This is a genomic window from Lewinella sp. 4G2 (assembly GCF_001625015.1).
GTDB lineage: Bacteria > Bacteroidota > Bacteroidia > Chitinophagales > Saprospiraceae > Neolewinella.
Window position 1 is genome coordinate 1,323,716 of sequence record NZ_LVWJ02000014.1, and the last position, 15,268, is coordinate 1,338,983.

General features: G+C 59.6%; 1 protein-coding gene. It reads left to right on the forward strand.

The features are described from left to right. Positions 1-158 precede the first annotated feature (158 nt). The gene (locus A3850_RS20150) at positions 159-15,266 is read left to right on the forward strand and encodes a SprB repeat-containing protein (RefSeq protein ID WP_068215084.1); all 15,108 of its coding nucleotides are present in this window, start codon (positions 159-161) and stop codon (positions 15,264-15,266) included. Positions 15,267-15,268: the final 2 nt, after the last annotated feature.

The following is a 15,268-nucleotide window of genomic DNA, read 5'->3' on the forward strand; positions in this document are numbered from 1 at the left end:
TATTTCATCAGTGCCGGGGTAAGAATTGAAACCCGGACACGATTAAGGTCTGAACACAACTCCGCCATTCTCCGGGTGAGGATGGAAACACTAGCCATTCGATTCCAAAGTCTTACCCTGATTTCGGAATGGTTTCGCCGCATGAAATCACTGTAGGTTTGAAGAATTTTTCCTCGGTTTACGTCTTTGTACTCCTCGTATTCTGCTGTTGCCTGTCCGTAACGGCGATGGGCCGCGGTACGCTTCAAGCGTCCTCCTCCTCGGTAGCTGCGTGTATTCCGCTGCAGTTGTCCGGTACCGTAGATGGTATTAATTGTGGGGACGTGCTGCTACCCGCCGCCGTTAACGTGGAACAGGGTGAAGGGCCCTTCACCTATGCTTGGAATGATGGCTCTACCAGCAACACTATCGATCTGTTCGGCAACTACACCGTCACGGTAACCGACGTCCGCGGCGTCACCGCCCGCCACGGGTTTCTCCTCAACGAAGAAATCGGCGCGGACTTTACCCTGCGCGATAACACGTGTAACGGAGAAGCGAAGGGGGAAGTAATCGCTGCCCTGCGGACCTGTGACGGCTACGACTACACCGTTGAATCACTAACTCCTCAGACAGGCGTCATTCAAAACGGTAGCCAGGAGCCTATCGACAAATTGGAAAACTTCCAGTCCGTAACCATAAAGGATCTGGCGGCCGGTACTTACCGTTTTACCATCAACCTCAATAGTGGCAGCAGCTATACGTTCGACTTTGAAATCCAAGAGCCACCAGCCTTCAGCGCTCTTCTGGGAGCTGCTACCCCGGAAGTCTGTACCAATGAAAACGGTAGTGCCGACGTACAGGTCTTCGAAAATAGCGGGGAGGTATTTGACCCCGTAGCCGCAGGTTACCGCATCGAGTGGTCCGATAACCCCGACGTCGAGGTCTTCTCCCGCTCTGACTTCAAGGCGGGCAACTACACGGTTACCGTCAGCAACGCCCAGTGTGGCTGCGCCGAAACGCTACCCTTCGAGATCAAACGTGTGGGAATTGTTGATGGAGGAGAGATTGCCGGCCCGGCTACCGCTGCTTGTCAGGATGCCCTGGGTGGCGTAAGTATTGATCCCGTGAGCCCGGCAACAGCCTCCGAGCCTAATTTCACCCCCTTCTATATCTGGGAATTCGCTAATGAGGGTGAAGACTTTCAGCTGGCACCGGGGGAGAATCAAAACGACAGTTATTTCGCCGGGCCAAGTAACGTCAACCGCACTTTCCGCCGTGGCGCCTTCCTGGAAGGGTGCGAATTCGAGGTGGTGTACTCCAACGAAGTGGAACTCTTGGTTGCCCCCACTATCACGGTGGAGTCGCTGATTTCCGACGTAAGTTGTAACGGGGATAGCGACGGTGAGATCCGCCTGGTCGTATCCCCACCCGGCAACTACACCTACGAATGGACGGATGGCATGGGAGACGGACCCATCCGCACCGGACTCGCCGCGGGCGACTATTCCGTCCGCATCTTCGACGAGAATGGCTGCCAAACGTTTGTCTCCGGCCTGGTGGTACGGGAACCAGAAATGCTTTCCGTCTCGCCGCAAGCGGTTGGTGACATCTCCTGCTTCGGCCGCCAGGATGGCTTCATAACACTGTTTGGAGCCGGTGGAACAACCACCCTCGTCGCGGACGACGGCACTACCCAACAGGTACCCTACAGCTACCTCTGGAACGACGGAGCCACGGGTAGCGTCCGTACCGACTTAGCCGCCGGTGATTACGAAGCTACCATCACGGATGCCAATGGCTGTACGGCGGTAAGCCCAGTTGTCACCATTCAGGACTTTGAGGAGGTGACCATCAACGTACTGAGCCAACAAAACATAACCTGCCCCGGCGCTAATGACGGAAGCATCGAAGTCGAAGTCATCGGGATCGATCCGGAAGACCTTGAATTCCTCGAAGTCACCTGGAACGACGGCGGCACCGGCCTCACCCGCACCGACCTGCCCGACGGCGCCTACGTGGCCACCGTCATCGCCGACCCGGACACCGATTGCGTCGCCACCTCCGATACCGTTTACCTCTCCGCCCCCTCACCCATCATCGTTATGGTGGAGGAACAGACTGACCCCAACTGCTTTGAAGGGACGGACGGCAGCGTCGACCTCAACATCAAATGTGGTACCCCGCCCTACACCGTCGCCTGGAACGACGGTGGCACCGGAGCATCCCGCACCGACCTTACCGTGGGGGACTACGCCGTCACCGTTACCGACAGCGAAGGCTGCAGTGTCACCTTCGAAGAAATCTCCCTCAGCCAGCCTGAGGCCATTTCCATCACGGGGGAGGTCACCGAACCCGGCTGTAACGAAGGCAATACCGGTGCCATCTCCCTGGATGTATCCGGCGGGACGCCCGGCTACCAGTACGCATGGTCCAACGGCGTCACCGAACCTAACCTGACCGACGTGGCCCCGGGGAACTATACCGTCACCGTCACCGACGCCAATATGTGTACGGCCATGGCGACCTACGTGATCAACGCGGGGTCTACCCTGACCGTCACGGCCGCCATCACCAACATCACGTGTGTTCAGGCTGACGACGGCGCCATCACCCTTACGGTTGAGGGCGACGAGGAAGGCTTGACCTTCTTGTGGGATGATGGCAGCAACGAACAAAACCGCACCGGCCTCCTCCCCGACACCTACGCCGTTACGGTGGAGAACGCCCTCGGTTGCAGCTTCCGCCTGGAAGACCTCGTCGTCACCCAACCGGAGCCCATCACTTTTGATATCGTTGACCAAACGAACGCCTCCTGCTTCGGCGAAGCGGACGGTGGGCTCACCATCGTGCCCTCCGGCGGCACCCCCGGCTACACCATTTTGTGGGACGATGGCCTGACGGAATTCACCCGCAACGACCTGGCGCAGGGCATCTACTCCGCCACCATCACCGATGCCAACGGCTGCATGCAGGGCACGTCTGAACTCGAGATCTTCGAACCCGATGAGATCATCATCACCGTCGAAAACCAGGAAAACGTCACCTGCCCCGGCGCCATGGACGGCAGCATCACGCTCAGTATCGACGACTTTACCGGCGGCCCTGACCAGGTCACCTGGAACGACGGCGAGATCGGCCTCGTCCGCACGGGCCTGGCCGACGGCGCTTACGTAGCCACGGTCACCACCAGCGATGGGTGCAGCGACGTTTCGGATACCATCTTTATTTCTACTCCCTCGCCGATCATCATCACGGTCGCGGACCAAGCGGACGCCCTTTGCAACGGCTCGGCCACCGGCACGGCGACGCTCGATATCAAATGTGGTACGCCAGACTACACCGTAGCCTGGAGCGACGGCGGTACCGGTGCCAATCGCGACGATCTCGCTGCCGGCAATTACACCGTTACCGTGACCGACAGTGAAGGCTGCTCGGCTGAACTGGAAAATATTGTAATCGGCGAGCCCGATCCGCTCGTAGTTATGGAGACGATCACCGACGTCACTTGCAACGAAACGGCTACGGGCGCCATCTCCCTGGTCGTCAGCGGCGGCACGCCCGACTATTCATTCAGCTGGGCCGACGGCGCTACTACGTCCGATCGGTCTGACCTCGCGGCCGGTTCCTACACCGTGACCGTGACGGACGCCAACGGCTGCCCGTTCACCGAAACCTACGTCATTCAGGAAGGCCCCACGCTGACGGTTACACCGGCCATCACCGATGCCAATTGCTTTGAAGAAGAGACCGGCGCCATCAACCTTACCATCATCGGCGATCCCGAGGGGCTGGAGTTTCTCTGGAACGACGGCAGTACGGAGCAAAACCGAATGGATCTGGGCGCTGGCGTATATGCAGTTACGGTGGTAAATGGCCTGGGGTGCACCGTCGAACTGACGGACCTCACCGTCAACGAACCGGCTCAACTCGTAGCGACGGTCGCCACCCAAAATAACGCAAGTTGCCACGGCGCTAACGACGGAAGTGCCACCATCTCCGCAACGGGCGGAACGCCGGGCTACACCTACTCCTGGAGCGACGGGGGAACCACCAACGAAAGAAATGACCTGGCCGAAGGCACCTACTCCGTCACCGTTACGGACGCTAATGACTGTTCGGTCGAACTCGTCGATGCCATCGTAATCGGCCAACCCGCCCTGGTCACCGTATCGGTGCAGGACCTGGCTAATGTCACCTGCTTTGGAGAAAACGATGGCTCCATCATCCTGACGGCTACCAGTGACAGCCCGGAATTCACCTACAGTTGGAACGACGGTGGCTCCGGAGCCATCCGCACGGACCTCGCCCCGGGCACCTACGCCGCGACGGTAACGGACGGCAACGGCTGTACGGCGGAGACCGGCGACATCGAAATTACCCAACCTACCGCTCCCCTTACGCTGGGGATCGGCAACGAAAGAAACGTAACCTGTAATGGCGGTACGGACGGCTCCGCTACCCTCGTCGCAATGGGAGGCACCCCAGAATACACCTACCTCTGGAACGACGGCGCCACGGAAGCCGCCCGGACTGACCTTACCGCCGGACTTTACACCGCGACGATCACTGACGCTAATGGCTGTACCGTGACGGTGGATAACATCAACATTCGCGAACCGGATGCCATTGTAGTCGGGGTCGTGGATCAATCCGACGCCACCTGTTTCGGCGCCAACGACGGTACAATCACCGTATCGGCTTCCGGCGGTACGCCCGGTTTTACCTATACCTGGAGTGACGGTGGGTCCGGTACTTCCCGCTCCGGTCTTTCCCCCGGCGTGTACGACGTAACTGCCACCGATACCCAACTCTGCACCGGCGTCAGCGCCCAAATCACGATCGGTGAGCCAGATGAATTGGAGTTAGCGATTGAGGGCCGGACGGACGTCACTTGCTCCGGATCAGCCGACGGATTCGTGAGCCTGCAGGTGATTGGCAATCCGCAGGACTTTACCATTACCTGGAGTGACGGTGGCAGCGGTGCCGAACGGAACGACCTGAGCGCGGGAACCTACTCGGCGACGATCTCCACTGGTCCCGACTGCTCCTTCACTCTGGAAGGAATTGTGGTCGCGGAACCCGAGCCACTCGCCCTCAACGAACAAGTAAATAACGTGGGCTGTAACGGCGGCAACACCGGGTCGATCACCCTCAACGTGAGCGGCGGTACCCCGGAATACAGCTACGCCTGGAGCACGGGGTCCACCGAAAGCGGTATCGCAAACCTGGCAGCGGGAGAATACACGGTAACGGTGACGGACGCCAATGGCTGCGAGCGTTTTGGTAGCTTCCAGATCGAGGAATCACCCGAACTGCCCGTCAACTTTTCGACCGAAAACGTCTCCTGTAACGGCGGAAACGACGGTGCCATCGACCTAACGGTGAGCGGCGGCACCCCGGAATACACCTACGCCTGGGCCGACGGACCCACGAGTGAAGACCGCGCCGACCTGAGCGCGGGCGTCTACGCCGTCACGGTCAGCGACGCGAACGGATGTGAGGTGATCATCGAGGCCATCGAGATCACCGAACCTGAATTGATTGAAGTAAGTATCGCCAGTCAGCAGGACGTTACCTGCAACGGGGAAGCCACCGGCGCGGTAAGCTTGCTGATTACCGGTGGAACCCCTGAATTCACCGTCGCCTGGAGCGACGGAGGTACGGGAGCAGTCCGCACGGGTCTTTCCGCAGGCACCTATTCCGCCACCGTAACGGACGCAAATGATTGCCCCCAAGTGATCGATAATGTTGTGATCGAAGAACCCGCTCCACTGACCCTCAGCCCGGGCGAGATCACTCCCGCAACCTGTAATGAATTGGCTGACGGAACCATCTCCGTCAACGTTGCGGGTGGTACTCCAGACTACACCTTCACGTGGAACGATGGCCTTACCGGGCAGGAACGGGGTGGCCTCAGCGCCGGTACTTACACCGTAACCGTAACGGATGCCAACGGCTGCACGGCCGAACTAGAAAACCTGGAAGTCACTGAACCCGCTCCGATTGAGGTGACGGTAAGTGAGCAAAACGACGCTACCTGCGCCGGTTTCTCCGACGGCACCATCAACCTGATGGCCAGCGGCGGCACGCCGGACTATGCTTACACCTGGAGCGACGACGGCACAGGGAGTAACCGGGACGACCTCGCTGCCGGCACCTACTTCGTCACCGTGACGGATGCCAACGGCTGTACGGCCGTACTGGAAAACCTGGTGATCTCGGAACCAGCCGTACTCACGGCCGAATTGGGTGAGCAGGTGGACGCCTCCTGCAACGGCCTAGCCGACGGATTCGCTTCCGTAATCGTCACGGGTGGAACGCCAGACTACGCCGTTCTCTGGAGCGATGGCGCAACCGGAGCGGAAAGAAATGACCTGGCGGCGGGCAATTACACCGTCACCGCTACCGACGCAAATGGGTGCACGGTAATCCTTGCTGACATTGTCGTGGGAGAACCCGCAGTGCTCAACCTCGCGGCTACCGAACCCACCGGCGCCAGCTGTGCCGGGGAAGCGGACGGTTCCGTATCCCTGGTGGCCTCCGGCGGCACCCCGGACTACGAATTTACGTGGAGTGACGAAGGTCTGGGATCAGTCCGTACGGACCTCCCCGCCGGCACCTACTCCGCAACCGTTACCGATGCCAATGGCTGTACGGCTACGGCGGAAGATATTGTGATTGGGGAGCCCACCGAGCTATCCGCCAACCTCGGCGAACAGTCCGACGTAACCTGCCAGGGGCTGTCGGATGGATTTGCTTCCCTAAACATCACCGGAGGCACTCCGGAGTACACCGTTACCTGGAGCGATGGTGGAACCGGCACCGTCCGTACCAACTTGGGGGCTGGCGTCTACACTGCCCAAATCACGGATGCTAATGGCTGTGAAACTTCCGTCGAAAACGTCGTTATCGACGAGCCGGCATTACTGGAAGCGAACGTTACAGAAAGGGCCGATATCACTTGCGCTGGCGCGAACGATGGAATACTCTCCATCCTGGCGGAAGGTGGGACTCCAGACTACCAATTTGCCTGGAACGACGGGGGAACCGGCGCTACCCGTACCGACCTTAGCGCCGCCATTTACGCGGTGACGGTAACGGACGCTAACGGTTGTACCACTGTCCTAATGGATTTGGAAATTTCGGAGCCCGAGCCGCTGGTCGTAGAGATCGCTGAACAGACGGACCTCACCTGTAATGGAACCCCTGATGGCCGAATCGAGCTAGCCATCTCCGGCGGCACCCCGGATTACGTAGTCAGTTGGTCCGACGGCCAGTTCGGCGTCGTACGGGAGGATTTATCCGCCGGTACCTACCAGGCAACCGTCACCGATGCGAATGGCTGTACGGTCGAAACGGAGGAGCTGCTGATCACAGAGCCCACGGCGCTTACCGTCGAGCTGGTGGAGATGATGAACCTCCAGTGCGACGAAGACAATTCCGGCGCCATCTCGGTAGCAGTTACCGGTGGTACCCCGAACTACTCTTTCCAGTGGAACGACGGTGGAGAAGGCGCCGTACGCACTGGGCTCGCCGCGGGTACCTACGCCGTAACGGTCGCGGACGACAACGGCTGCACCGGTGAACTGACGGACCTACTCCTCACCGAACCCGCGGAGTTGATGCTGACCGTATCGGAGGTGGTACCTGTGTCCTGTAGTGGTGACGCTACGGGAAGCATCACGCTTATCGCTACGGGCGGCACGCCAGACTACACCGTCTCCTGGAGCGACGGAGGGCTGGGCCTCAACCGATCGGAACTCCCGGCCGGCAACTACGTAGCGACCCTTACGGATGCCAATGGCTGTACGGAAACGTCAGCAACCATCACGATTGATGAGCCAGCCGCACTGTCGGCCACCCTCGCTGACCAATCGGACGCGACCTGCTTCGGAAATACGGACGGCTCCGTTAGCATCAGCGTTGACGGGGGCACCGCCGACTATACCTTCGAATGGAGCGACGGTGGAACTACCGCTGAGCGCAACGACCTGGCCGCCGGCACCTACGCCGTCACGGTTACCGACGCGAATGGCTGCACGGCCTTGGTGGAAGATGTTTTGATTGGCCAGCCCGATGAATTGGTGCTGAATGAGCAGGTCAACAATATTGGTTGCAACGGGGGAAATACCGGCTCCATTACCCTCAACGTAAGCGGAGGTACCCAGGGGTATTTCTACGCGTGGAGCACGGGCAGTGAAGAACCCTCCATTGCTGATCTGGCGGCGGGGAACTACGCCGTGACGGTAACGGACGCGAATGGCTGCGAAGCCTTCGGCAACTTCACCGTTGATGAATCGCCCGAACTACCCGTCAACTTTACGACTACGCCCGTCTCCTGCCCCGGCGGGAACGACGGAGCGATCAATCTCTTCGTCTCCGGTGGTACGCCGGACTACGTATTCAACTGGAGTGATGGTGCAACTACCCAAAACCGGACGGACCTGACCGCCGGGACCTACGACGTCACCGTATCCGATGCTAACGGTTGTGAGGTGGTGCTTAACAACATCGAAGTTGAGGAACCCACCGCGATTGCGATCTCCATAGCCGTACAAACCAACCCTACTTGTTTCGCGGGGGAAGACGGCTCCATCAACCTGGAGATCACCGGAGGAACGCCCGATTACATCGTAACCTGGAATGACGGCGGAACCGGGGCCGAAAGAACGGACCTCCCTGTGGGAACCTACCTGGCTACGGTCACGGATGATAACGGTTGTACGGCTACGACTGCGACCATCACATTGGAGGCGCCCGCCGAAATTGCCGTTGAAATTGCTGAGGTACAATCCGCTACCTGTAATGGGCTGGCGGACGGCTCCATCAGCCTCAGCATCACCGGGGGCACCCCGGAGTACACCGTCGCTTGGAGCGATGGCCTGACGGGCATAACCCGTAACGGCTTGGCCGCCGGTACTTACAGTGCTACGGTGACGGACGCGAACGGTTGCGAAGCGAACGTAGAAGACATCTTAATTACGGAGCCTTCCGCTATTGAAGTGAGTATCGCCGCGCAGCAACCCACCCTTTGTAATGGATCCAGCGATGGTTCCGCTACCCTCGCCATTGACGGAGGTACGGCGGGGTACACCGTCGCCTGGAGTGATGGAGGTACGGGCCAAAGTCGGGACGATCTGAGCGCCGGCACCTACGCCACCACAATCACCGATGCCAATGGCTGCACGGCAGAATTTAGTGACATCGAAATTCTGGAGCCAGCGGCACTGGAAGTCGCGGTAGTCAACGAAATGCCAGCCTCCTGCGATGGAAACAACGACGGTGCCATCGATCTGACAACGAGCGGTGGAACGCCAGACTACGTCTACAATTGGAGTGATGGCGGAACCGGCTCCAGCCGCAATGATCTTGCCGCCGGCACCTATTCCGTCACCGTCACCGACGCTAATGCCTGTACGGCAGTCCTCGAAAACCTGACGGTTGAGGGCGCGGAAGGACTGGTGCTCACGGTAAGTACGATCGTTGACGCAAGTTGTAGCGGCAACGCGGACGGGACCATCAGCCTCAACGTGGAAGGCGGTAGCCCTGAGTTCACCTTTGCCTGGAGCGACGGTGGAACCGGCCAAACCAGAACGGACCTGAGCGCCGGCACTTACGCCGTCACCGTGACGGACGCCAACGACTGCTCGGCCAGCCTGGACGGACTGGAAGTTGGTGAAGGCGATCCGATCGTCCTCAGTGTGACTGACCAATCTGACGTTACCTGCGCCGGAGACAGTGACGGTACCGCTACCCTTTCGGTTGTCGGTGGCACCCCCGAGTACACCTTTGCGTGGAGCGATGGCGGGGCGGGCCAGAGCAGAACGGACCTATCCGCCGGGAACTACTCCGTCACGGTTACCGATAATAACGGCTGTACCGCCATCCTAAGTGAGGTCATCATTGGCGAACCTGACGCCTTGCTCGTAAGCCTGGCGGCCCAGTCCGATGTTTCCTGCAATGGAGCCCAGGATGGAAGTCTCCGGCTGGCGGTCAGCGGAGGCACGCCCGAGTACACCGTAGGGTGGAGCGATGGTGGTGCTGGTTTGCTGCGGAATGACCTGTTCGCTGGAACCTACTCCGCAACCGTTACGGACGCCAATGGCTGTACCGCTGAGATCAATGACTTGACAATTAATGAAACCGCGCCGGTGGAAGTATCACTGGTGGAGCAGACCGACGTGACTTGTAACGGATTCAACGATGGTACCCTGCTGGTAAGCGCTACGGGTGGCACCGCTCCGTACGGGTATACGTGGAACGACGGTGCAACGGGAGCTGCACGAACGGAACTTCCCGTTGGTAACTATTCCGTCACGGTCACCGACGCTAATAACTGTACGGTAGAATCCGAAACTTACGTCATCACGGAGCCAGAGCCCCTCGCGTTGAACCCACAGCTGAATAACGTGGGCTGTAACGGAGGGAATACGGGGTCCATCACCCTGGCCATTTCCGGCGGAACGGAGGAGTACACCTACGTTTGGAGTACCGGAAGCACGGCCAGCTCCATCGAAGGGCTAGCGGCCGGCAACTATTCCGTCACCGTTACGGACGCCAATGGCTGTACCATTTCCGATGACTTTAGCGTCGAAGAATCACCCGAACTGCCGGTCAACTTCGTGGTATCTCCAGTCTCCTGCAACGGCGGCAATGATGGTGCAATTGATCTGACCGTTAGCGGCGGGACACCGGACTACACCTTCCTGTGGAGCGACGGCGCAAGCACTGAAGATCGCACGGAACTCAGTGCCGGCCTCTACGCCGTCACCGTAACGGATGCAAATGGCTGCGACGTCAGCATCGATAATATCGAAGTAGCTGAACCCGCCCCGCTGGAAGCCAGCATTTCCGTGAGCACCGACGCCACCTGTAACGGTGCCGCCGACGGTACCGCTACCCTGCTCGTCAGCGGTGGGACGCTCGATTACACGGTGGTCTGGAGCGACGGAGGAACGGGCCTTACGCGGGATAACCTTGTGGCGGGTACCTACACGGCTACCATCACCGACAACAACGGCTGTACGCTGGTATCCCCAAGCGTAGTGATCGGGGAGCCCGACCCACTGACCCTGACGGCCGGCGACGCTACCCCCGCCACCTGCAACGGTGCTGCGGACGGTACCCTCAGCGTAAATGCTACGGGTGGAACAGCTCCGTACGCCTTCACCTGGAGTGACGGATTGACGGGCCAAAACCGCGATGGCCTTGCCGCCGGGACCTACGGTGTTACCGTCACCGACGCCAATAACTGTACAACCAGCCTCGACGGGCTCACCGTCGACGAGCCGGACGCCATCAACATCACGGTGGAGACACTAAGCCCGGTATTCTGCAACGAGGGAGCCGATGGAGCCATCACCTTAAGCGTGGTCGGCGGCACCCCTGCATACACGGTTTCCTGGAATGACGGCGGTACTGGATTAGGCCGGACCGGACTGGTCGCGGGTGCCTATTCCGCTACTGTCACCGACGCGAACGGCTGTACCGAAGTATCGGAAACCATTCTCCTCGACCAGCCTGCCGAACTTGTCCTCGCGGTGGCCAGCCAGAGCGACGTTACCTGCAACGGAGCGGCGGATGGCATGATCACCCTTGATTTTGCGGGTGGTACCCCGGAGTACACCTTTATCTGGAACGACGGGGCGACGACTGCCGACCGGAGTGAGCTGGAGGCAGGCACTTACGCCGTCACGATCACGGATGCCAACGGCTGCACGAATGAACTCGCAGAAATCACCATCAGCGAACCGGACGCGCTGGAACTCAACGCCCAGGTCAACAACGTTGGCTGTAACGGTGGTAATACCGGTGCCATTCTCCTCAACGTTGAAGGGGGCACGCCCGAATACACCTACGCATGGAGCAACGGTAGCACCTCGGACCAACTCAGCGAACTCGCTGCCGGCACTTACTCGGTGACGGTCACCGATGCAAACGGGTGTACGGTAGAGGGTGACTTCACGGTAGAAGAATCTCCCGAACTACCGGTCACCTTTACGACCACTGACGTCACCTGTAACGGAGCGGCTGACGGTACCATCCGACTCTTCGTCACGGGTGGTACGCCGGACTACATCTTCGATTGGTCCGACGGAGCAACAACGCAAAATCGTAGTGACCTGCGTGCGGGTAACTATGCCGTCACCGTTTCCGACGCGAATGGTTGTCAGGTGGTGCTCAACGAGATCACCATCAACGAACCCGCGGCGCTTGAGGTACAAATTGACAACCTGACGGATGCTACCTGCAACGGCTTCGCCGACGGTACGGCGTCGCTTTCCGCTACCGGTGGTACCCCTGAATATCAATTCACCTGGAATGACGGAGGTAGTGGTGCCGTCCGGGACGATCTGCTGGCCGGTACCTACGTCGTTACCGTAACCGATGCCAATGGCTGTACGGCCACCATCGAGCGCCTCACCATTCGCGAACCGGCCGTCCTTAGCGTGACCGCAGAGGAAATATTCCCGGTTAGTTGTAATGCAGGTAATGACGGCAGCATCTCCCTTGCGATCACCGGCGGTACGCCCGAGTATTCGGTACTGTGGAGCGATGGCGCTACCGACCGCAACCGTGACAATTTGGGCGCTGGCGTATATGCCGTGTCGGTGACGGACGGGAACGGCTGCCTGGCTTCCGTCGAAAACCTGATCGTTACGGAACCCAGCCCGTTAGCGTTGGAAGTTACCGCAGTGAACAACGTGGTGTGTAACGGAGACCGTACGGGCAGCATCCGCATCAGGGTATCCGGCGGAACTCCGGATTACGCCTTCCGCTGGGACGACGGCTCCACCGAAGCCGACCGCGCCAACCTCCCGGCGGGTGACTACACCGTAACGGTGACGGACGCCAACGGCTGTACGCTGGAATCGGACGTGATCACCATTGAAGAAGCCGCCGCAATCGCGGTTGGGCTGGCAAACGCCACTAACGTCAGTTGTAACGGCGAAGCTGACGGAACTGCTACCCTAAATATTTCGGGTGGTACCCCGGAATACACCGTCACCTGGAGCGACGGTGGTACGGGGCGGATACGCAATGACCTACGTGCAGGGGTCTACAGCGCCCGCGTAGTGGACGCCAACGGCTGCGGACAACTCATTACGGACATCGTCATTACTGAACCGGACCCAATCCGGTTGGATCCCTCCATTATCAACGTCGCTTGCAACGGAGAGAATTCGGGCGCCATCACGTTGAACCTGACCGGTGGCACGCCAGAATACCGGATTGTCTGGAGTACCGGCGCAACCTCGCCACGCATCGATAACCTTGCTGCAGGAGAGTACGGCGTGACCGTCGTTGATGCCGCCGGTTGCCGCATAGAAGCGGCCTACGCCGTAACGGAGTCCGGCAGAATCGCCGTAGAGGCAGCAGCCAATCCGGTAAGTTGTAACGGTGAAGCCGATGGTTCCATCTTCCTGGAAGTGACCGGCGGTGCTCAACCGCTGACTTTCAGCTGGAACGACGGTAGAACCGGCCCCATCCGGGAGGGTCTTCCAGCCGGCACCTACGGCGTTACCATCACGGACGCGAACGGGTGTACGACCACCCCCGAACCAATCGCCGTGCTGGAGCCGGACGCGCTCAGTGTTACCCTGACGAACCGCGCTGACGTGACCTGTAATGGTGAACTCAACGGCACGGCCGAGCTTATTCTCGCGGGAGGCACCGAGCCCTACCGCGTCGAGTGGAGCGACGGGGGGACGGGGGCCAGCCGGACAAATCTGGCAGCAGGCAGCTATTTAGCGACCATTACTGATGCTAACGAATGTGTGACCATCAGTCCGCGCGTCCGCATCTTTGAACCTACGGCGCTTCGGACTTCGCTGGCCGCTACCAATTCAGTTTGTGGCGACGACGATACGGGGTCCATCGACGTCACCGTCGACGGAGGTACGGAGCCTTACGCCTTTCTTTGGAATGATGGTGCCACCACGGAAGACCGGGGAGCCCTTGGCGCCGGAGATTATTCCGTCACCATCACGGACGGTAATGGCTGTCGTGACGTCCTGCAAACCCTTATCACCGCACCTGCGGCACTCGCCCTGGAAATTGAAACGCAGGCCATCTCCTGTAACGGAGAAATGGACGGAACGGCAACGGTGACCATTTCGGGTGGTACGCCGGGCTACAGCTACCTGTGGAGCAACGGGAGCCGGGAAGCCAACCAGGAAAACCTGGCCGCCGGCAACTATACGCTATTGGTGACGGACGAAGCAGGGTGTAACATCCAACGGTCGATCACGATTGATGACGTGGCTGTACTAACCCTCACGGTGGATACCGTGATCGCCCCGACTTGCCTGGGCGCGACGAGCGGAATGGCCTTCCTGACGGCCGCCGGCGGAAACGGCGACTACGTGTACGAATGGTCCGACGAAGGATCGGGCGCCGAACGGAATGATCTGTTGGCCGGTACCTACTCCGTGACCGTCACTGACGCGCGCGGTTGCGAAGCCACGACGATGCTCACCGTAGCGGACCGGCAGGACTTCCAGCAGATTGCGCGGGTAGTCCGCGATACTGCCGTCTGTGCCCGGGGAACGATCACGTTTGATCTGACGGGAATCAATGATGACCTGACCTACGAATTCCGCCTGCCGGACTTCTCACGAGTGATGACCGACCGACTGGTGACGAGCCAGGAAGGGGAGTTTGAACTGACGATCACGGGGACGGATGGCTGTTCCTTCAGCAACCTCTTCAACGTGGATTTCGCCGACGAAGGTGAATTCGACGTCGACTTCCTGATGCCTGAACGGGGCTTGATCGACGACCCGGTCGTGGCCATCGACATCAGCTTCCCCGTGCCCGACTCGATCCGCTGGAGTTGGCGGGGCCAGAATATTACGGACCTCGGAACGCGGGGTAGCCAGCAGTTCCTCGAGTTCGCCGACCCCGGCACCTACGAGGTGACGGTGGAAGCCTACTCCGGTGGTTGCTTCGGGATGAATAGCCGCGAGATCACGATCTACGAAGACATCGATAGCCTGCTGCTGTACGACACCCTGGCGTTGGGAGCTGACATCCGCGAAGTATCGCTCTTCCCCAACCCCCACAACGGCCGGTTTACGGTGGACGTGGACTTGCGGGAGGAGCTACCCGTTACGCTCTTCATCTTCAATGAGCAGGGGCAGCAGGTGGACCGGCGTGATTTCGCCAACCTCTCCCGCATCCGGGAAAGCTACTCGCTGGAAAATTTACCGATAGGAATTCATACCCTCGTGGTAAGAACTGACAACGCACTGCTATATCTACGGCATGTTAAAGCCGAATAAGG